The organism is Nesterenkonia sp. YGD6 (assembly GCF_022565895.1).
In the GTDB taxonomy this organism is placed as follows: domain Bacteria; phylum Actinomycetota; class Actinomycetes; order Actinomycetales; family Micrococcaceae; genus Nesterenkonia.
Genome location: NZ_JAJOYY010000001.1, coordinates 313,784 through 334,062, shown reverse-complemented (window position 1 = coordinate 334,062; position 20,279 = coordinate 313,784). Strand labels below are relative to the sequence as shown.

The following is a 20,279-nucleotide window of genomic DNA, read 5'->3' as shown; positions in this document are numbered from 1 at the left end:
GAGTCCGCCGATGTGTGGAGCATCCAGGGCGCTGGCGGATCCCTGTGGCGGTTGGGGAAAACGCCGTCGAGCCGCTAAGCTGAACCCCAGCAGTTGACTTCTTCGTGCCTCGGCATGCCTGAATCAGCTGACTACGCGCAGAGGTTGCCCGAGCGATCGGGGCGTTTCTCATCGGTCCGCATGACAGCTGTTCTCTACTCTGGGACAGCCGTGCGGAGAGAACGCGAGTCCCCTCCCTCTTCTGCCAGGAGCCCGAGAGAACCGGGCCACTGTCCAACCGAGAAACCCAGCCGGAGCTGCATGAGGCATGTCCTCCATGTTCCAAGCCCGGCATTGAAAGGAAATACCATGCCTGTCGTCACCATGCGCCAGCTGCTCGACTCCGGTGTCCACTTCGGTCACCAGACTCGCCGCTGGAACCCGAAGATGAAGCGCTTCATCTTCACCGAGCGCAACGGTATCTACATCGTTGACCTCCAGCAGTCCCTCTCCTACATCGACACTGCTTACGAGTTCGTCAAGCAGACCGTCGCCCACGGCGGCTCCGTCCTCTTCGTCGGCACCAAGAAGCAGGGCCAGGAAGCCATCGCCGAGCAGGCCACCCGCGTCGGTCAGCCCTACGTCAACCACCGTTGGCTCGGCGGCATGCTGACCAACTTCGCCACGGTCTCCAAGCGCGTCCAGCGCATGAAGGAGCTCGAGGAGATCGACTTCGACGACGTCGCAGGCTCCGGTCACACCAAGAAGGAACTGCTGCTGATGCGCCGCGAGCTCACCAAGCTGCAGTCCAACCTCGGTGGTATCCGCAACCTCACCAAGACCCCCTCCGCGGTCTGGATCGTCGACACCAACAAAGAGCACCTGGCCGTCGATGAGGCCAAGAAGCTCGGCATCCCCGTGATCGCCATCCTCGACACCAACTGCGATCCCGATGACGTCCACTACCCGATCCCGGGCAACGACGACGCCATCCGGTCCGTGGACCTGCTGACCCGCGTGATCGCCGACGCCGTGGCCGATGGCCTCATGGCTCGCGAATCCAAGCGCGGCGGCGGCTCCGGCACGGCTGCAGAGCCGATGGCCGAGTGGGAGCGCGAGCTGCTCGAACAGCACGCCACTGAGAAGTCCGCCGAGACTGAGAAGTCCGGCAAGACCGAAGAGCCAGCAAAGACCGAGCAGTCAGACGAGGCCGCCGAGCCCGCCAAGGCTGAGCAGTCCGAGCCGGCCGCAGAGGCGCCCGCTGCCGAGTCCACCGAGTCCACCGAAGCTCCGGCTGAAGAAGCCAAGTAAAGAGAGGAACTGCTTTTCTATGGCGAACTACACCGCTGCAGACATCAAGGCCCTGCGTGAGCGCACCGGCGCCGGCATGATGGACGTGAAGAAGGCTCTCGACGAGACCGACGGCGATACCGAGAAGGCCCTCGAGGCCATCCGTATCCGCGGACTCAAGGGTGCCGCCAAGCGCGAAGGCCGTTCCGCCGCTGAGGGCCTGGTCACCGCCAAGGTCGTCAACGGCACCAAGGGCTTCCTGGTCGAGATCAACGCCGAGACCGACTTCGTGGCCAAGTCCGCGAAGTTCGTCGCGCTGGCCGACAAGGTCCTCGAGACCGCTGTCGCCCACGACGTGACCACCGTGGAGGCACTCCTGGAGGCCGACGTCGAGGGCAAGAAGCTCGTCGACTTCGTCACCGAAGAGGGTGCGATCCTCGGCGAGAAGGTCGTCGTGCGTCGTCTTGCCACGGTAGAGGGTGCCTTCGTGGACGCCTACCTGCACAAGACCTCCAAGGACCTTCCGGCTCAGGTCGGCGTGCTCTTCGCCGTCGACGCCGACTCGGATCAGGCCAAAGAGGCTGCTCACGACATCGCGGTGCACGCCGCCGCGCTGTCCCCGCAGTTCCTGACCCGCGACGAGGTCCCCGCAGCGACCGTGGCAGACGAGCGCCGCATCGCCGAGGAGACCGCCCGGGCCGAGAACAAGCCCGAGCAGGCGATGACCAAGATCATCGAAGGTCGCACCAACGCGTACTTCAAGGACAACGTGCTGGTCGACCAGCCGTTCGCCAAGGACCCGAAGAAGACCGTCACCCAGGTCCTCGAGTCCGCCGGCACGTCTGCCAAGGGTCTGGCTCGCTTCCGCGTCGGAGCCTGATACTCAACGCAGCTGAAGTGGAGGGCGGCTGACCACTAGACTGGTCGCAGCTCAACAGTTCAGACGTCAAGGGGGTGACCACTTCACACGAGGTGGTCACCCCCTTTTCTGTGCCCACACCGGCCTCACCGGGTCCCAGCAGCCCGGAAGACCGCACCACCGACGCCCCACGATCCCCTGGAGGACACCCATGACCGCAGAGACACCGACACACCGCCGCCGAGTGCTCCTGAAGCTCTCCGGAGAGGTCTTCGGCGGAGGCGCAGTGGGAGTCGATCCGGCCACGGTCCGGGGGATCGCTGAGCAGATCGCCGCGGTCAAGGGCAAGGTGGAGGTCTCCGTCGTCGTCGGCGGCGGCAACTTCTTCCGCGGCGCCGAGCTTTCCCGGGCCGGCATGGACCGGGCCCGCGCCGACTACATCGGCATGCTGGGCACCGTGATGAACGCGCTGGCGCTGCAGGACTTCCTGGAGCAGGCCGGCCAGCCCACCCGCGTGCAGACCGCCATCACCATGGGCCAGGTCGCCGAGTCCTACATCCCGCTGCGCGCCGTGCGCCACATGGAGAAGGACCGGGTGGTCGTCTTCGGCGCCGGCGCGGGCATGCCCTACTTCTCCACCGACACCGTCTGTGCCCAGCGCGCCCTGGAGACCCACTCCGACATGGTGCTCATGGCCAAGTCCGGGGTCGACGGGGTCTACACCGCGGACCCGAAGACCACCCCCGACGCGCAGAAGTTGGATCACCTGACCTACACCGATGCGCTGCGCAAGAACATCCGGGTCATGGACCAGACCGCGATGACCATGTGCAATGACAACGACCTCAACATGCGCGTGTTCGGCATGGAGGGGGAGGGCAACGTGACCCGTGCCCTGCTCGGCGAGGAGATCGGCACGCTGGTCACCCCCTGACCTGGTGCCCCCGACTAGACTGAACCTCAATTCCATCCTCAACGTCATCCCCTAAGGAGACCCCCGTGATTGATGAGACCCTGGCAGATGCCAAGGAGCAGTTCGAACGAGCCATCGAGGCCACCTCGGTCGACTTCAGCACCGTGCGCACCGGCCGAGCCAATCCGGCGATCTACTCCCGCGTGCTGGTGGACTACTACGGCTCCGCCACCCCGCTGCAGCAGCTGGCTTCCTTCGCCACCCCGGATGCCAAGACCATCCTGATCACCCCCTTCGACGTCTCCGCGATGCGCGACATCGAGCGGGCGCTCTCCGATTCCGAGGTCGGCGCCAACCCCTCGAACGACGGCAAACAGATCCGGATCACGATCCCGGACCTCACCGAGGAGCGCCGCAAGGAGTACGTGAAGCTGATCAAGTCCAAGGGCGAGGACCACAAGGTCTCGGTGCGCAACACCCGGCGCAAGTCCAAGGAGATCATCGAGAAGGCCATCAAGGACGGCGAGGTCGGCAAGGACGACGGCGAGCGGGGCACCAAGGAGCTCGAGAGCCTCACCAAGACCTACGTCGAGAAGATCGACGAGATGAGCAAGCGCAAAGAAGCTGAGCTGCTCGAGGTCTGATGTCGGGCAAAGCTGGGAGGAATCTGCCCGCAGCCATCATCACCGGCGTCGTCCTGCTGGTACCCGCACTGCTCGGGATCTTCTTCTTCGAGCTGATGCTGATCTTGGTCTGGACGATCCTGCTCTCGATGGGTGTCTGGGAGGTGGCCCGCGCGCTCGAGACGCGCGTGACCCCCAACGGACACCAGCTTCGCCTCCCCAAGATTCCGCTGTTCCTCGGTGCCGTCGCGATGCCCACCGCCGCCTACTTCGGCGGGGTGGAGGCGCTGACGCTGGCGCTGATCGCCACCGGACTGGCCATCGTCGTCGCGGCAGCCCTCTGGAAGGTCCGGGATCCGGGGCGCTCCATCCTGTCCTCGATCTTCGTGGCCAGCTGGGTGCCGTTCATGATGTCCTTCGCCGTGCTGCTGCTCAACCTCGACCAGGGTGACTTGCGCCTCGTCGTCGTCGTGCTGCTGGTGGTCTCGAACGACACCTTCGGCTACATCTTCGGGGTGTTCCTCGGCAAGCACCCGATGGCGCCGAAGATCAGTCCGAAGAAGTCCTGGGAGGGCTTCGGCGGCTCGCTGCTCGGTGCCACCGGCGTCGGGGTGCTGGCCTCCTGGCTGATCTTCGACGAGCCGGTCTACATCGGCGCGGTGCTCGCTGTCGCCGTGGTCATCGCCTCCACCGCAGGCGACTTCTCCGAGTCGATGGTCAAACGCGAGCTCGGCATCAAGGACATGTCTCGACTCCTCCCAGGTCACGGCGGAGTGATGGATCGGTTGGACTCGCTGGTCTTCGCGATGCCCACCGCGTTCTTCGTGATCGTGGCGCTTAACGCGGATGCCGGCGGAGTGCCACTAGGATTATGACCATGGCGAACGAGATTGCACTGTTCACGCTTCTGAGCGACCAGGAGCAGGGGTACAACCGCGACGAGGTTGACGAATTCATGGCTCGGGCCCGCGTGGCCTATGACTCCGGCGAGGGCATGGCCCTGTCGGAGATCCGTGACGTCAGCTTCTCCATGACCGGCGGCGGCTATGACCCTGCTGAGGTGGACGGCGCGCTGGACCGGCTTGAGGACGCCTTCGCCAGCGCCGAGCGGGACAAGTACATCGATGCCCACGGCGAGGACGCCTGGTACGAGATGCTCGCCGAGCGCGCCGAGCCGCTGCGCGGACGGCTCTCCCGCCCGGACGGCAGACGCTTCCGCGAGCCCGCGCACTCGGCCTCCAACGGTTACCGCAAGGAGCAGGTCGACGAGCTCTGCCGCCAGCTTGAGCAGTACCTCGACGGTGAGAACCCGATGAGCGTCGACGAGGTCCGCACCATCACCTTCAGCGGCGCCCACGGCCACAACGGCTACGACGAGGCCCAGGTGGACGCCTTCCTGGACAAGATGACCGAGATCATGGCCTCCGTCGGCTGACCCTTTCCTTTCTCTCTCTTCTCGATGAGGGTCCTGGGACCCGGCTCCGCGGAGTTTTCCCCAGGACCGGATCAGCTGCTCCGGCTCCACAGCCGAGGCCTCGGCCGCCCCTGGCGCGTTGTCCGGGTGTGCACTGAATACCGTGGAGTCACTGGACCTGCCCCGGGATGGTCGCCGCCGACCCGCGCAGTTCGTGCCGGCGACAGGACGACGACGGGCGCGTCTCCTGGCCTCCGGCATGCCGCGCCGCCGTTCCATATCAGCAGCCCCGCAGGAGGTTCCCGCGTGCAGCGGCCTGACTTGGTTGTGGGGCACCGGATCACGGTGCCTGAGCGGTTCATCGTCGACCTCGCAGGCTTCAGGGTCACCTCGCCAGCCTATCTGGGGCGTGCGGGAGGCGCTGGAGCTCATCTGCGAAGGCGTCGATTCGCCGCAGGAGTCCCGACTGCGCTTCTTCATGCATCTCGCCGGCTTGCCTGAACCGCGGGTGAATCGGGTGATCCGGCATCCCAGCGGGCACCCGTGGTTCGAGCCTGACCTGGCGATCCCGGAGTTCCGCGTCTCGATCCAGTACGAGGGGGAGGAGCTCCACTCCACACCTGGCAGCGTCCGCAGAGATGTGCGCCGCAGCGAGATCACCGAGCAGCTGGGCTGGCTCGAGGTCAGGATCACCGCGGACCACATGGGGGATCAGGGGCGCCGCGGGATCCAACGCATCCAGTGTGTCCTGGTCCAGCAAGGCTGGCGTCCCGAAAATCCCACCACACACAGTTGAGGGGCGGATTCTCCGAGCAGCCTCTGCCGTTTCCGGCATGAAGTACTCGTAGAATCCGCCCCTCAACGAATGGGGGTGAAGAAGGCCTAGTGGTCGGCGGCCTTCTCGGCGCCGACACCGGTCAGCGAGCGGATCTCCATCTCGGCCTGCTTGGCCGGATCCTCCGCCACCTTCGAGGTCAGCGAACCGATCCAACCCAGCAGGAAGGCCAGCGGGATCGAGATCAGACCCGGGTTGGTCAGCGGGTACAGCGCCAGGTCGATCTCCGGGAAGAACGAGGTGTCGCGGCCCCAGACCACGGGCGAGAAGGCGATCAGCAGCAGCGCCGAGCCGAGTCCGCCGTACATGGACCACAGCGCGCCACGGGTGGTGAAGCGCTTCCAGAACAGCGAGAACAGGATCGTCGGCAGGTTCGCCGAGGCGGCGACCGCGAAAGCCAGCGCCACCAGGAAGGCGACGTTCTGCCCCTGTGCACCGATGCCGCCGAGGATCGCGAGGATGCCGACCACGATCACGGTCATCTTGGCAGCCTTGACCTCGCCGGCGGAGTCGATCTTGCCCTTCTTGATGACCTGGGCGTAGACGTCGTGGGCGAAGGAGGCCGAGGCCGTGATCGTCAGACCCGCGACCACCGCGAGGATGGTGGCGAAGGCGACGGCGGCGATGAAGCCCAGCAGGAACGTCCCGCCGAGCTCGTAGGCCAGCAGCGGTGCCGCGGAGTTCTGCCCGCCGGGTGCTGCCAGGATCGTCTCGGTGTCCAGCAGTGCCGCTGCGCCGTAGCCCAGCACCAGGGTGAACAGGTAGAACGCGCCGATCAGGGCGATGGCCACCACGACGGACTTGCGTGCGTCCTTGGCGGTGGGAACCGTGTAGAAGCGGATCAACACGTGCGGCAGGGCGGCGGTGCCCAGAACCAGTGCGATGCCCAGGGACATGAAGTCCAGCTTGGTGAAGAGATCCGCGCCGTACTGCAGGCCGGGCTCGAGGAGAGCCTCTTCACCGGTGTTGTCCACCGCTGCGCCGAGCAGCTCGGAGAAGTTGAAGCCGTAGAGCGCCAGGACCCAGACGGTCATGACGGCAGAGCCGGCGATCAGCAGGGTGGCCTTGATGATCTGCACCCAGGTGGTGCCCTTCATGCCGCCGATGAAGACGTAGAAGATCATCAGCGAGCCGACCACAGCGATGATCAGTGACTGACCGATCCCGCTCTCGATGCCGAGCAGCAGCGCGACCAGCGCGCCGGCGCCCGCCATCTGTGCGAGCAGGTAGAACAGGCAGACCGCAAGGGTCGAGATGGCTGCGGCGATGCGGACCGGCTGCTGACGCAGACGGAAGCTGAGCACGTCGGCCATGGTGAACTTGCCGGTGTTGCGCATCAGTTCGGCGACCAGCAGCAGGGCGATCAGCCATGCCACCAGGAAGCCGATGGAGTAGAGGAAGCCGTCGTAGCCGTAGATCGCGATGGCGCCCACGATGCCCAGGAAGGACGCCGCCGAGAGGTAGTCGCCGGCGATGGCGGTGCCGTTCTGCGTGCCGGAGAAGGAGCGTCCGCCTGCGTAGTAGTCGGCGGCGGTGCTGGTGTTCTTCGACGCGCGGATCACGAAGAACAGCGTGACGCCCACGAAGACGAGGAAGATGGAGATGTTCGCCAGCGGGCTGCCGACGTCGGAGCCCGCTTCCGCGGCCGCGGTCGCGAGCGGCGTCAGTCCGGCATCTGTGATCGATGCGTTGATCAGGGAGTTCATCAGTGCTTGTCCTCCTCAGGAAGGCCCGCGCCTCGGGCTTCGAGCTCGATGCGGATCGCCGAGGATTTCGGGTCCATCTTCGAGTTGCTGAACCAGACATAGAGTCCGGTGATCACGAATGTGGTGACGAACTGCGCGAGTCCGAGCACCAGGCCGAGGTTGATGTTTCCCCAGACCGGGATCGCCATCACGTCCGGGAAGAACGCGGCGACGATCACGAACGCGATGTACCAGATGAGGAAGAACGCCGTCATCGGGAAGACGAAGCTCCGGTGCGTCCGGCGAAGCTCCTGGAAGTCTTCGCGCGCCTGCACCTCCTGGTAGTCAACGGGCCCCGCGTCGGGGGCATTGACTTGTGTCATTGCGGCTCCTTAGAAAGTAGCGTCGGCACGCGGAAGCGGGCCTCGGTCACATGTGTGTACCTCCAGAGTGCAGTGTGACCCGGGTCACGATCGGCCTCAGCGCGATGTTGTGCGATGAGCGGCACTGGATTAGCGATGAGTGGTCATCGGGCTGCGCCTGGCGGTCGGATCATGAGCTGTGCAACAGATCGACCCGCGCCCTCATAGGATGAGCACGATGAATTTCCTGGCAGAGCTCGCCCCCCTGGTGCTCGCCCTGGCCCTGGTGGTCGGGGTGATCCTGGCTGCCGTCCTGCTCTACCGCACCCACGACGACGACGCCGGCCCCGCCTCGACCCGGGATGCGGTGATCAGCCCGGAGATCCGGGCACAGCTGAGCGAGGCGCCGGTGGAGGAGCAGCTGCGGCGCCAGCTCGTCGAGGCAGAGCTGCGCTCGCTGCGCGCGCAGATCTCCCCGCACTTCATCTACAACAGCCTCAACGCCATCGCCGCGACGATTCCCACCGACCCGGTCAGGGCGCGTGAGCTGGTGCTGGACTTCGCAGACTTCACCCGGTACAGCCTGCGCGCCGAAGGGGAGTTCACCACGCTGCGCGAGGAGCTGGCCGCGGTCGAAAGCTATGTGCTGCTGGAGAAGGCGCGCTTCGGCGACCGCATCCAGGTGAAGCTGCAGATCGCCCCGGAGGTGCTCGGCGTGCGCATCCCCTTCCTTGCGGTGCAGCCTCTGGTGGAGAATGCGGTCCGCCACGGAATGGATTCGGACTCCGGATCCGGCACGGTCTGGCTGCGAGCCGCGGACACCGCCACCCATGCCGAGATCAGCGTGGAGGACGACGGGCACGGCGCAGATCCCGAAGCGATGCACCAGGTGCTCCACGGGGAGGCTGGCAACGCCCACATCGGGGTGCGCAATGTGGATCTGCGGCTGCGCCAGGCCTACGGCGCCGACGCCGGGCTGGTGGTGGAGACCGCACTCGGGGCCGGGATGAAGGTCTCCATGCGGGTCCCGAAGTTTCAGCCCGATCCGTTCCAGCCCGAGAAGCACCACCCAGACCGCCCAGAGCAGCAGCCAGTCCAGCGTCATGAGCCCCAGGGAGGATCCTGATGGAAGCGAGTGTGAATCCGCAGGGCCTGACCGTCCTGGTGGTCGACGACGAACCGCTGGCGCTGTCTCAGATGAAGTGGCTGCTCGCCGCCGAACCCCAGGCGGGCGAGGTGTTCACCGCAGCGGACGCGCGCAGCGCGGAACAGGTGCTGCAGCAGCGACGGATCGATGTGGTGCTGCTGGACATCCATATGCCCGGGATGAGCGGTCTGGCGCTGGCGCGCCGGCTGCGGGACCTCCCGGCGGTCGAGCCCCAGGCTGAGGCCGGACCGCAGGTGGTCTTCGTGACCGCCGATGCCCATCCGGCGGTGGAGGCCTTCGAGCTCGAAGCCCGGGACTATCTGCTCAAACCGGTGCGCGCCGAGCGGCTGGCCGAGGCGCTGCGTCGGGCGGCGGCGGCCCGGGAGACCGCCGCGCAGGATCGGCCCGAGCCGGTCAGGGTCGCGGTGCTGCAGGGAGACTCCACGGTGCTGGTGAACCTGCAGGACATCCGCTGGGTCCAGGCCCATGGAGACTACGCCCGGCTCCACACCCAGGCCGGGACCTACCTGCTGCGCACCCCGCTCGCGGAGCTTGCCGAGGCCTGGGAGGAGCACGGGTTCATCCGCACCCACCGGTCCTCCCTGGTCAACCTCATCCACGTGCAGCGGGTGACCCGCCGACAGGGACGGATGCTCATCGAAGTGCCCGGTGCCGAGCTTGAGGTCAGCCGACGGCTGATGCCCCAGGTGCGCGAGCGCCTGGAGACCGGCCGCTGATGAGCGACTCCGACACAGGCCCCACCGGCCCCGCCGCCCTGCGGATCGCCGTGCGCGGCCCCGAGGCGGTGCCAACCGTGCGCGAGGCGCTGCTGACCCGCAGCCAGGCCGCCGACCACGCCCGTACCGCCGGAGCAGACTCCGATCAGCGCGCCCAGGCGGTGCGTGCGCTGATCCGCGCCCAGCTGCGGCTCGCGCTGATCCTCGGCGTCGGATTCTTCTGCACCGTGGTGGTGACCAGCCTGCTGCTGGTCACCACCGGGCTCGGATCGCTCACGCTCTGGGGCGTGCCGCTGACCTGGGCCGTCCCCGGCGTCGGCTTCTTCCCGGTGCTGCTGGGCCTGGCCTGGTACTTCCGCCGGCGCTCAGAGGCCAATGAGCAGCTGTGGGCCGAGGTGCTCGGACTCAGCCTGCAGAGCCCCGGCGCCAGGCCCCGCACAGCAGCCGTAGCCTCACCCGCCCAGACCGCCCCGAACGCCCAGACGGCCCCGACCGCCGAGGACCCGCGGTGACCGGTGAGCAGATCGCCGTCCTGGGCGCCGTCGCCCTGGTGTGCGCGGTGACCCTGCTGCTCGGCGGCCCGGGCCTCTCGCGCAGCACCGGGGACTTCTTCGTGGCCTCACGCCGGGTCCCGCCCTGGATGAACGCCTCGGCGATCGCCGGGGAGTTCCTCTCCGCAGCGAGCTTCCTGGGCGTGGCCGGGCTGATCCTGGCCCACGGGACCTACGGGCTGTGGTTCCCGGTCGGCTACACCGCAGGCTTCCTGATCGTGCTGCTGTTCATGGCCGCCCCGCTGCGCCGATCCGGGGCCTATACGATCCCGGACTTCGTGGTGCTGCGCTTCCGCTCCGCGATGATGCGCAGGATGACGGTCATCGTCGTGGTCGCCGCCGGCTGGCTCTACATCGTCCCGCAGCTCCATGGCGCCTCGATCGCGCTCTCGGCCACCGGCGGGGCGCCCGGCTGGGTGGGACCGCTGCTGGTCGCCCTCGTGGTGCTCTTCGTGGTGCTCACCGGCGGGATGCGTTCGGTGACCCTCGCCCAGGCGGTCCAATACTGGGTCAAGCTCACCGCGCTGCTGGTGCCCACGGTGTTCATCCTGCTCCAGGTCGGGTTCTGGGAGCGGCTGGAGCTGCCGGAGTTCAACGGCGCCTGGTCCGCCGGGCTGGCCTCGCTGAGCGACTCCGGGGACCAGTGGGGGGAGTTCTCCCGCAGCCTCTCCGTGATGGTGGCCCTGATGATGGGCACCCTCGGGCTGCCCCACGTCCTGGTCCGCTTCTACACCAACCCCGACGGCGGCGCCGCCCGCCGCACCACCACCTTCCTGCTGGGCCTGCTCGTGCTGTTCTACCTGCTGCCGGTGCTGCTCGGGGTCATCGCCCGGATGGTCTGGGGCACGACGACGGGGGCCGGTGCGCTGGCGGGCACCGGTGGTCTGAGCCACGACACCGCGATCCTGCGGCTGCCTGCCGCGGTCTTCGACGGTCTGGCCAGCGACCTGCTCACCGCGCTGATCGCCGGGGGAGCCTTCGCCGCGTTCCTCTCCACCACCTCGGGGCTGGTGGTCTCGGTGTCTGGAGTGCTCTCGCAGGAGTTCTTCTCCGGCACCGTGCGCGGATTTCGGCTCGGTGCGCTGCTGGCGATCACGGTCCCGCTGGTGGTGGGATCGGCGACCTCCGAGTTGGCGCTCGCCGGTGCGGTGGCGATGGTCTTCACCTTCACCGCCTCCGCGCTGGCCCCGGTGATGCTGCTCGGGGTGTGGTGGCGCGGGCTCACCGCGCAGGGCGCGTTCTGGGGCATGACGGTGGGCGCGGTGAGCTCGCTGACCGCGCAGGTGCTGGGTCTGGCCCTGGGGGAGGGCCCGGTGCAGGACGGAGCGATGCAGCTGCTGGTCTCCCCGGCGCTGTGGTGCGTCCCGCTGGCCTTCGCGGTGACGGTGCTGGTGAGCAGGTTCGGTCGTCAACAGCCGCCGAGTCACACCGATGCGGTCATGGAACGGCTGCACACGCCTGAGCTCGCCGCGCTGCGGCCGGGCCGCTGACGCGCAGCTGGCCCGAGAAGCAGGGCGCCTGAAGCTCGGTGCACGTGAAGGTCAGGGCGCCTGAAGTTCGGTGCACCTGAAGTTCGGTGCACCTGAAGTTCAGGTGCAGCGAGCTTCAGCGCAGCCGTGGCTCGCCCGGGTAGCGCAGTCCGATCTGGGCGCGGATCTCATCCAGGGTGCCCATGATCCGCACCGAATCGTCCACGCTGAGCCGCTCGCCTCCGAGCACCCCGCGGGCCACGTAGTCCTCGGCCGCGAGGGCCTGATGCTGCATGCCCACACCGTTGCGGGCAGACTCGTAGCGCTCCAGCAGCGTGCCGTCGGCGGCGCGATGGCTGAAGTCCGTCGAGGTGTACCAGACCCCGTCGATGTCGATCCGCCCTTCGGTGCCCACGATATGGGCGGTGTTGGGGCCCTTCGCGCGCGAGGAGGTCGTCGTCGTCGAGAGTGCCCCTGAGAGGTGGGTCATCACGGTGGCGACCTCGGTGTCCGCGCCGGTGGCACCGAAATGTGCGGCGGCCTGGATGCTGATCGGTTCGCCGAGGATGTCCCAGGCGAAGGAGATCGGGTAGATGCCGAGGTCCAGCAGGGCGCCGCCGCCGAGGGTCAGCGCGTTGATCCGATGCTCCGGGTCGGTGGGCAGGGACTGGGTGTGATCGGCGAAGACGGTGCGGACCTCGCCGATTCCGCCGGCGGCGATGATCTCGCGAATCCGGCGCATATGCGGCAGGTATCGGGTCCACATGGCCTCCATGACCAGCAGTCCCCGGCGCGCGGCGAGGTCGCGCAGCTCCACGGCTTCGGCGCGGTTGAGCGTGAACGGCTTCTCCACGAGCACATGCTTGCCCGCTTCGAGCGCCATCCCGGCGGTCTCGCGGTGCATCGGATGCGGGGTGGCCACGTAGATGATGTCGACCTCGGGGTCCGCCACGAGCGCCTCATAGGAGTCGTGGGCGCGGGGGATCCCATAGGTGGTTGCGAAGCGCTGCGCGGACTCCGCAGAGCGGGAGCCTACGACGCGCACGTCGAGGCCGGCGATCAGCGCATCGGAGGTGAACTGCCCGGCGATGAACCCGGTGGCGAGGATGCCCCAGCGCAGTGAACCCGGGCGTGTAGCGGGGGCCGCGGGGTGTGTCTCGACCTGTGTCTCGGCGGAGCGAGCGGAGTCGAGGGGAGAGTCTTCCGGAAACGCCGGCGTTGCGTGGCTCACAGTCATGGGCCTGAGAATACACCGAGCAGGAGTTTTCCTCAGGCTGCTGATTCGGACAATGGTCTGCGCAGCGGCAAAACCCTAGGGTGGCACCCCAGGGCACCCTGGAGGGTGTGGACTTTAGTCTCTAGAGTGAACAAGGGCCCGCCGGCCCCTTCGCCGGTGGATCCACCCCTGCAGGACTTCCTGCCAGATCTCCGGGATGCTTCGCTATGCCTGTTCCTCCCAGCTCCACCGTGACTGCCCCGCCGCCTGCCCTCAGCCCACTCCCTTCCAGGCAAGACCAGTTCTCGACCCGCAGCCGCCAGGAGCGCTCCACCGCCACACGAGGGGGCGCCTCCGATGCAGGCAGAAGATGACACAGAGTTGGACGTCCGTGACGCCTTTGCCGCGCACGGAGGGGCTCTCTTCTCCTTCGCGCGCAAGGCCCTGGGTGACCGAGCCGAGGCAGAGGACTGTGTTCAGGAGGCCTTCATCCGCGCCTGGCGAAACAGAGACCTCTACCGCAGCGAACGGGGTTCGGTGCGGACATGGCTGTTCGCCATCACGCGGAACCTGATCATCGATTCCCTGCGCGCCCGCGCCCGGCGCCCGGCGCCGTCGGATCCGGAGAAGATGCAGTGGCCGAGCGAGCAGGTGACGGAGGACATCCTCATTGTGGAGCGGCTGGTCCTCTATGAGGCCCTGGCCACACTCACCTACGAGCACCGCCAGGTGATCGCCGCTGTTCAGCTGAACGGCGTCGGCTATTCGGAGCTTTCGGCCCAGACGGGGGTTCCGGTCGCGACCTTGCGGACGCGGATGTATTACGGGCTGAGATCATTGCGGACGGCCCTGGGAGGGCATGCGCGCGAGGAGGGAGATGCCTTCGCGGCCGGAGGGGCCGATGATGTCGCGCGAGCCTACGACTGAGCTGGTTGGTCCCGGCTCAGGCGCGGACGCCGGGTGCGAATCCCGGCGTCTGCTCCGGGGGGCTGGTGCGCTGCGAGGTCACCGCCGCCGCGGTCCAGAGTTCACGCCGGGAGTCCATCCTCAGCTTCGGCAGCAGGTTCGCCACGTGATACTCCACGGTCTTCTGCGAGACGAACAGGCTCTCGGAGATCTGACGATTGGTCCGGCCCTGAGAGATCAGGTGAGCGATGTCCCGTTCCCGCGGAGTGAGCGAGGCATAGCGGCCAGCCACGGAGAGAAGTCTGCCCTTGACCGCGGTCAGCTCCGGAGCCGCGCCGAGCTGGGCGAAGATGTCCCGCGCCGCCTCGAGCTGATCGTCAGCCTCTGTGTGCTCTCCGCGTTCGCGATGGACGACGCCGAGGCTGTGGTGGAGTCGGGCCTTGGTGTGCGGAAAGTCTGCGGTGAGCCAGATGGCGGACCGGTAGTCCGCCACGGCAGTCATGAGATCTCCGCGCTGCGCGGCGAGCTTGGCCCGCAGCGCCTGCGGGTGGCCATAGGGCAGCGGCAGCGCGGGGTGCGCGGCCACCTTCTGCGAGAACGTCGCCAGGAGTCGCTCGGCCTCTGCAAGCCGCGCTCGGGTCGGATTCTCGAGGTCCAGCAGCGCTTCGATCTCCAGCGCCCGCCACCCGATGAGGCCCACGCGCTCGGTCCAGGTGCTCAGCTTGCTGCCCCGAAAATCGGCGATCACGCAGAGGGCCCGCTCCTGGTCCCCAGCCATCCTCGCCGTCCAGGCCATCGCGGTCATGACGTTATAGAGGGGCAGTGCGCTGGAGGTGGTCACATGATGACTCAGCCAGTCAGCATGTTCGGCAGCGGCGGTCTCATCGGCATGGGCGACGGCGGCCATCGCCAGGACCGCATGGGAGCTTGCGAGACCACGCCAGTCGTGCGTGGTGCGAGCCATCGCGATCACCCGCTCCGCGCGCAGGATCGCGTCGGTCCAGCGTCCCAGCTGGAACTCCATCATGGCCTGTTCAGCCATTCCGCGCTGGGCCGCCGCAGGGACCACCCGGCGATGCCGGCCCTCCTCGGCGCGCTCCAGATCATCCAGTGCGGCAGTCGTATGGCCGGCGTAGAAGTGCGCGCGTGCGCGGAAGTAGAGCGCATCGGTGTGTTCGGCGGTATCGGCGGCTTCGATCAGGAAGGCGTTCAGACGAGTGATGGACTCCTCGACTGCTCCGGAGTTCCACAGCGCGTAGACCTCGTGCATGACCAGCACTCGGCTCAGGGCCCTGTCGATGGGGGTGGCGGGCTCGACCTCAAGGCTTTGTGCCGCCGCGACGGCGGCCTGTGCGGCACGCGCATCGGCCGCGGCGATCTCCACAGAGCACAGCAGGATCAGCATGCGCCAATGGGTGAGATCGTCCAAGGACTTGTTCGACCATGGATTGCGCAGCTGGGTCAGCAGCAGGCGGCGGGCCTCGGCGAGCCGACCGGTGAAGAAAGCCAGTCCGGCGTGGAAGAACGCGGCCAGGGCGGGGTCTTCGAGCAGCCCGACCTCCGTGAAGAGGGAGGCCATGCCGCCCGGGTTCTCCGCGATGCCCACGGTGAGACAGGAGGAGACCATCCGCCGGTTCCGTTCGGGCCCACGGCTGACACCCATGGCCAGCGCCAGGTATTCCGCACTGGAGGAATAGTCTCCCGCTTCCAGCGCTCGGATCCCTTCGCTTTCGAGGGTGTCGCCGAGCTCGGGGTCCCCGTCTGGGGAGGCCGCGCTGAGATGTCTGGCCTGTGCGAGACCGCTCGTGCGCCGGGCGAGGAGATCATGCAGCTGCCGACGCCTGGCAGGTTCGATCAGCGCGACCGTCGCCTCGCGCCAGGCTTGATCGTGCAGACGCACTTCTCGACCATTGCCGGTCAGGATGGGGTTGAGCGCATCGACCAGAGAATCGACGTCCAACGCGGCCGTCACCGTGCGGGTGGCCGCTTCGAGGGCGAGTGCGGCGACCTCCGCGGTCTGCCCGGTCGACGAGTCGCCGCCGTCGAGGGCGAGGACCTCGAGGAAGGTGCGCAGACATGGTGCCATCTGCTCGAGTTCGGGCTGCAGGAATGACTGTGGAATCGCTGAGCGGGCCATGGCGTCGGAGGTCAGTCCGGCGCCGGCGAGGCGCAGCGCGATGCCACGGTTTCCGGCGGCGCGGGCGTGCACCACAGCGAGCGACTTTTCGGCGAGGCGATGGCCGTGCTGGCGCAGCAGCTTGTCGAGCTCGTGCTGTGTGATGCCACGCAGGGTGATCCGGGTCCCGGTCTGCGCGGCCATCTTCGCGAGCCGACGGGTGAGTGGATCGGTGGTGGGGGAGGCAGTCGCGATGATCAGCACCGGAGGACCAGCATTGAGCGTCAGCGCGCCATGATCGATCAGCTGCTCCAGGGACGCCTGGATCCCGGGCTCGACACGGTGCAGGTCATCGGCCACCAGGCAGTACGGGCCCGGGCCGTGCTGCTGCAGCGCCTCGCCCACTTCTGCGTCTGGTGTCAGGTCGGAGACGGCCATGACGGTCAGTCCGGCGGAGGCCGCCCAGGCCCGCGCCTCGCCTGCGAGAGTGGACTTCCCAGAACCGATGGTGCCCTCGAGGAAGCAGACGGCACTCCGTCCGGCAAGAGTGCTGTAGATCGCGCGCAGCACCTTCGCGCGCTCCGGGTCTCGACCCATCGCGACCCTGGCGGCTGTGGCGTTCACGCGCGGACCCCCTTAGGTTCAAGACGTCACCGTCAGTGGCATTGAACACATACTAGGCCCAGGTCAGAACAATGTCATGAGTGTTTCGCGATTTGACACTGTTCAGCGCGGCAGGCGCAGCAAGGGTGCAGGCGCGGCAAGGGTGCCGGCGGAGTCGCCGGGCCGCTCAGCCCAGCTGCAGGATCTTCTCCTGCACCACCTTGGCGCGGACGTTGGAGAAGCTGGACTCTTCACCGGTCTCGGTGAAGCCCAGGGACTCCAGGATCTTCAGGGTGCCGAGGTTGTCCACCACCACGCGGGCGGTGACGGGGCGTTCGGGGAACTCGGTGAGGAACTTCTGCACGGCCTCGGTGGTGATGCCCTGGCCCCAGAAGCGCTTTTCGATCCAGAACGTGATCTCCCGGCTGTCCTCATCCTCGAACGCGGCGATCGAGCCGACAGGCTGGCCGTCCCGATCGATGGTGCGCACGATGATGTCATCGGAGTTCAGCAGCTCGCCCCAATGGTGGTCGAAGACGCTGCGGTCCTTGGGGTTGGTCGAGGCGAATGCGGCCATATGTGCGGCGTCGGCATCCTGCTGGAACACGAAGAACTGCTCCAGGTCCTCGGTCTCCACTGCACGCAGTGTGATCATCGGTGAGGCTCCTTCATCGGCTTGTGGCCGCATGGGTCTGCAACTGCTGTGCTCCCAGCGTACTGTGCACGCCCATCACGGGCGACCTCGGTGCGCCATAATGGTGGCTATGGCTTCCCCCAAGCGCCGCGTGGCGATCCTCGGTTCCACCGGTTCCATCGGAACCCAGGCGCTGCAGGTCATCGCCGCACACCCGGACCGATTCGAGGTCGTGGCTCTGGCCGCGGGGTCCAATGCCGCACTGCTGGCCGAGCAGGTCGCCGCAACCGGCGCCGACCTGGTCGGGATCGCCGACGACGGCGCGGCCGGCGAGCTTCAGCGCGCGCTGTCAGCCGGCTCGCCGGGTTCGGCCCCGGCGGTCGGCACGGCGGGGCGCCGCCCCGAGATCCTCACCGGTGAGGAAGCGGCCGTGCAGATCGCCGGAGAGTCCGGCGCCGACGTCGTGCTCAACGGGATGACCGGCTCCATCGGTCTGCGCCCCACCCTCGCCGCGCTGCGCTCCGGCGCCACCCTGGCGCTGGCGAACAAGGAGTCACTGGTGGTCGGCGGCGCGCTGGTCGCCGAGGCGCTGCAGCGCCCGGGACAGCTGGTCCCGGTGGACTCCGAGCACTCCGCGCTGGCGCAGGCGCTGAGCTCCGGTCGACATGAGCGTGGACTCTGCTCCGTCCCCGCACACGGGAACTCCCAGCTCAGCGGCGCCTCGGAGGTCTCCGGCCTGGTGGTCACCGCCTCCGGCGGGCCCTTCCGCGGCTGGGACGCCGCCGCGCTCGCCGAGGTCACCCCCGCCCAGGCGCTGAAACACCCGAACTACGCGATGGGCCGGGTGGTCACCACCAACTCCGCGACCATGGTGAACAAGGCGCTGGAGGTGATCGAGGCGCATCTGCTCTTCGACATCGAGCTGGCGGACATCCAGACCGTGGTGCATCCGCAGCAGTGGATCCACTCGATGGTCCAGTTCCGGGACGGCTCCACCATCGCCCAGGCGGGCCACCCACGGATGCTGATCCCGATCGCGCTGGGACTCTCCTGGCCCGAACGCCTCGAGCAGATCGATGCGCCCATCGACTGGACCCAGGCCATGCAGTGGGACTTCGAGCCGCTCGATGAGCAGGCCTTCCCCGCCGTCGCCCTGGCCAAGAGCGCCTGCGCCGCCTCACCCACCCACATGGCCGTCTACAACGCTGCCAACGAACAAGCCGTAGAGGCCTTCCACGCCGGCCGGCTCAGCTTTCCGGGCATCGTCGCCACGGTCGAAGCCGTGCTTGAGCGCTACCACCCCGCGAGCAGCCGCGCCGCACCCTCGCTCCAGGAGGTCCTGGGCGCGGAGCACTGGGCCCGGGCCGCCGCCGATGAGCGCATCGCCGCCGGATCAGTCCAGGTGCGCGCATGATCGCGCTGCTGATGATCGCCGGCATCGTGATCGTCGCCCTCGGGATCGCGCTGTCCATCGCGCTGCATGAGATCGGGCATCTGCTGCCCGCCAAGCTCTTCAAGGTCCGCGTCACCCAGTACATGGTCGGCTTCGGCCCCACCCTGTGGTCCCGCCGCCGCGGCGAGACCGAATACGGGGTCAAAGCGATCCCGCTGGGCGGCTACGTCGCGATGATCGGGATGTACCCGCCCCCGGATGAGACCGGGACGATGAACCACCCCGCCGAGGAGGACCACGAATCGGCCGAGGCCGCCCTGGGCGAGGATGCCGCCCCGCGGGACCCCTATCTGCGCGAGGTCGGCGCCCAGTACGGCGCCCCCGCCGCGTCGTCGTCGAGTGCAGGTGCTGACGGCGGCGGAGCCGGCAGCGGACCCGGCACGACGACCAAGACCGTCCGCTCGCAGTCCACCGGGATCTTCCAGCAGCTCTCCGCCGACGCCCGCGAGGTCGCGGCCGAGGATCTGCAGCCCGGGGACGAGGACCGGATGTTCTACCGGCTGCCCACCTGGAAGCGGATCATCATCATGCTCGGCGGCCCGGCCATGAACGGGCTGATCGCGCTGTCGCTGACCGCCGGGATCATCTCCTTCCACGGCACCGCCGAACCGAACACCACGGTCCGCGAGGTCTTCGAATGCGTGGTCTCCGCCGATGCCGCCGACGCCGGGCAGAGCGAGTGCACCGCCGACGACCCCGCCGGACCGGCCTATGAGGCGGGTCTGCGCCCGGGCGATCAGATCCTCGCCTTCAACGGTCAGTCGGTGGACACCTGGGACGAGCTCACCGAGCTGATCCGCGAGTCGGCCGACGAGTCCAGCGAGGTCACCTACGTCCGCGCCGGTGAGGAGACCACCACCACGCTGACCCCGATCCTCACCGAGCGCCCGATCAGCGACGGGCTGGGCCGGGCCCAGCGTGACGACGACGGCGCGCTCATCACCGAACCGGTGGGCTTCATCGGAATGGGTGCTGACCAGGAGCTGGTCCAGCAGCCGTTCTGGGAGGCCGGGCCGGTGGTGTGGGAGCAGTCCAAGGCGGTCGGTGCCGTCGTCGCGAACCTGCCGGTGCGCCTCTACGACGTGGCCGTGTCCACCTTCACCTCCGCCGAGCGGGACCCCGACGGGCCGCTCTCGGTGGTGGGTGTGGGGCGGATCGCCGGGGAGCTCTCCGCTCAGGAGGAGATCCCGCTGGAGTCCCGCTTCGCCTCGCTGATCTCCCTGGTGGCAGGGGTCAACGTGGCGCTGATGGTGTTCAACCTGATCCCGCTGCTGCCGCTCGACGGCGGCCACGTCGCCGGGGCGCTGTATGAGAGCCTGCGCCGTCGACTCGCCAAGCTGCTGGGCCGCCCGGATCCGGGACCCTTCGACATCTCCAAGCTGCTGCCGCTGACCTATGTGGTCGTTGGAATGCTGCTGGTCATGGGCGTGTTGTTGATCTATGCGGACATCGTGAACCCGATCCGCCTCTTCGACTAGCCGCGTCCA

Annotated in this window: 19 protein-coding genes; 14 read left to right on the top strand and 5 right to left on the bottom strand. The window is 67.7% G+C overall.

The window, feature by feature from the left end:
- The first annotated feature begins 348 nt into the window (after window positions 1-348).
- The 7 genes from rpsB (at window position 349) to LTI14_RS01525 (ending at window position 5,874) form a co-directional block, all read left to right on the top strand.
- On the top strand, window positions 349-1,290 hold the full coding sequence (gene rpsB / locus LTI14_RS01555; protein WP_241464047.1) for a 30S ribosomal protein S2: 942 nt from the start codon (window positions 349-351) through the stop codon (window positions 1,288-1,290).
- 19 nt (window positions 1,291-1,309) lie between these two features.
- Entirely contained in the window at window positions 1,310-2,149 is an 840-nt protein-coding gene (tsf, locus tag LTI14_RS01550; RefSeq protein WP_241464049.1) for a translation elongation factor Ts, read from the top strand.
- Window positions 2,150-2,339: 190 nt separating this feature from the next.
- Window positions 2,340-3,062 (top strand): UMP kinase, encoded by a 723-nt coding sequence (gene pyrH / locus LTI14_RS01545; RefSeq protein ID WP_241464050.1) that lies wholly within the window; start codon window positions 2,340-2,342, stop codon window positions 3,060-3,062.
- Between the two features lie 65 nt (window positions 3,063-3,127).
- Window positions 3,128-3,685 (top strand): ribosome recycling factor, encoded by a 558-nt coding sequence (gene frr / locus LTI14_RS01540; RefSeq protein WP_241464052.1) that lies wholly within the window; start codon window positions 3,128-3,130, stop codon window positions 3,683-3,685.
- Window positions 3,685-4,539 carry a phosphatidate cytidylyltransferase gene (locus LTI14_RS01535; RefSeq protein WP_241475540.1) on the top strand — a complete coding sequence of 285 codons (855 nt, stop codon included), beginning with the start codon at window positions 3,685-3,687 and terminating at the stop codon, window positions 4,537-4,539. Before frr ends, LTI14_RS01535 begins: the two co-directional genes overlap by 1 nt.
- 2 nt (window positions 4,540-4,541) lie before the next feature.
- Window positions 4,542-5,099, top strand: coding sequence for a DivIVA domain-containing protein (locus LTI14_RS01530; protein WP_241464056.1), 558 nt, complete (start codon window positions 4,542-4,544; stop codon window positions 5,097-5,099).
- 388 nt (window positions 5,100-5,487) lie between these two features.
- Window positions 5,488-5,874, top strand: a complete 387-nt coding sequence (locus LTI14_RS01525) for a hypothetical protein (RefSeq protein ID WP_241475538.1) — start codon at window positions 5,488-5,490, stop codon at window positions 5,872-5,874.
- 86 nt (window positions 5,875-5,960) lie between these two features.
- On the opposite strand, the gene LTI14_RS01520 is transcribed toward LTI14_RS01525, so the two are convergent.
- Window positions 5,961-7,619 carry a solute symporter family protein gene (locus LTI14_RS01520; RefSeq protein ID WP_241464060.1) on the bottom strand — a complete coding sequence of 553 codons (1,659 nt, stop codon included), beginning with the start codon at window positions 7,617-7,619 and terminating at the stop codon, window positions 5,961-5,963.
- Window positions 7,619-7,981: a DUF485 domain-containing protein gene (locus LTI14_RS01515; RefSeq protein ID WP_241464062.1), complete on the bottom strand. Its 363-nt coding sequence runs from the start codon at window positions 7,979-7,981 to the stop codon at window positions 7,619-7,621. The genes LTI14_RS01520 and LTI14_RS01515 overlap by 1 nt, the downstream gene beginning before the upstream one ends.
- A 217-nt stretch (window positions 7,982-8,198) precedes the next feature.
- On the opposite strand from LTI14_RS01515, the gene LTI14_RS01510 reads away from it, so the two are divergent.
- From LTI14_RS01510 to LTI14_RS01495, 4 genes are read left to right on the top strand one after another with little or no spacing between them, the layout of a single operon-like run.
- Window positions 8,199-9,086, top strand: a complete 888-nt coding sequence (locus LTI14_RS01510; RefSeq protein ID WP_446740365.1) for a sensor histidine kinase — start codon at window positions 8,199-8,201, stop codon at window positions 9,084-9,086.
- Complete coding sequence (locus LTI14_RS01505) at window positions 9,086-9,844, top strand: LytR/AlgR family response regulator transcription factor (protein ID WP_241475536.1); 759 nt, start codon at window positions 9,086-9,088, stop codon at window positions 9,842-9,844. Before LTI14_RS01510 ends, LTI14_RS01505 begins: the two co-directional genes overlap by 1 nt.
- Window positions 9,844-10,356: a hypothetical protein gene (locus LTI14_RS01500; protein ID WP_241475534.1), complete on the top strand. Its 513-nt coding sequence runs from the start codon at window positions 9,844-9,846 to the stop codon at window positions 10,354-10,356. Before LTI14_RS01505 ends, LTI14_RS01500 begins: the two co-directional genes overlap by 1 nt.
- Window positions 10,353-11,885: a sodium/solute symporter gene (locus tag LTI14_RS01495; RefSeq protein ID WP_241475532.1), complete on the top strand. Its 1,533-nt coding sequence runs from the start codon at window positions 10,353-10,355 to the stop codon at window positions 11,883-11,885. Before LTI14_RS01500 ends, LTI14_RS01495 begins: the two co-directional genes overlap by 4 nt.
- Before the next feature lie 115 nt (window positions 11,886-12,000).
- Here LTI14_RS01495 and LTI14_RS01490 read toward each other — a convergent pair whose 3' ends face one another.
- On the bottom strand, window positions 12,001-13,101 hold the full coding sequence (locus LTI14_RS01490; protein WP_241475524.1) for a Gfo/Idh/MocA family protein: 1,101 nt from the start codon (window positions 13,099-13,101) through the stop codon (window positions 12,001-12,003).
- A 336-nt stretch (window positions 13,102-13,437) separates the two neighbouring features.
- Between LTI14_RS01490 and LTI14_RS01485 the strand changes: the two genes are divergently transcribed.
- Complete coding sequence (locus LTI14_RS01485) at window positions 13,438-14,007, top strand: RNA polymerase sigma factor (protein WP_241470091.1); 570 nt, start codon at window positions 13,438-13,440, stop codon at window positions 14,005-14,007.
- 16 nt (window positions 14,008-14,023) lie between these two features.
- On the opposite strand, the gene LTI14_RS13195 is transcribed toward LTI14_RS01485, so the two are convergent.
- Together LTI14_RS13195 and LTI14_RS01475 are read right to left on the bottom strand one after the other, a co-directional pair.
- Window positions 14,024-16,726 (bottom strand): LuxR C-terminal-related transcriptional regulator, encoded by a 2,703-nt coding sequence (locus LTI14_RS13195; protein ID WP_241475505.1) that lies wholly within the window; start codon window positions 16,724-16,726, stop codon window positions 14,024-14,026.
- A gap of 166 nt (window positions 16,727-16,892) precedes the next feature.
- Window positions 16,893-17,360, bottom strand: coding sequence for a GNAT family N-acetyltransferase (locus LTI14_RS01475; RefSeq protein WP_241464070.1), 468 nt, complete (start codon window positions 17,358-17,360; stop codon window positions 16,893-16,895).
- A gap of 100 nt (window positions 17,361-17,460) precedes the next feature.
- Here LTI14_RS01475 and dxr point away from each other — a divergent pair, with 100 nt between their 5' ends.
- Window positions 17,461-18,753, top strand: coding sequence for a 1-deoxy-D-xylulose-5-phosphate reductoisomerase (gene dxr, locus LTI14_RS01470; RefSeq protein WP_446740364.1), 1,293 nt, complete (start codon window positions 17,461-17,463; stop codon window positions 18,751-18,753).
- On the top strand, window positions 18,750-20,270 hold the full coding sequence (locus LTI14_RS01465; protein ID WP_241475494.1) for a M50 family metallopeptidase: 1,521 nt from the start codon (window positions 18,750-18,752) through the stop codon (window positions 20,268-20,270). The genes dxr and LTI14_RS01465 overlap by 4 nt, the downstream gene beginning before the upstream one ends.
- The last annotated feature ends 9 nt before the right edge of the window (window positions 20,271-20,279 follow it).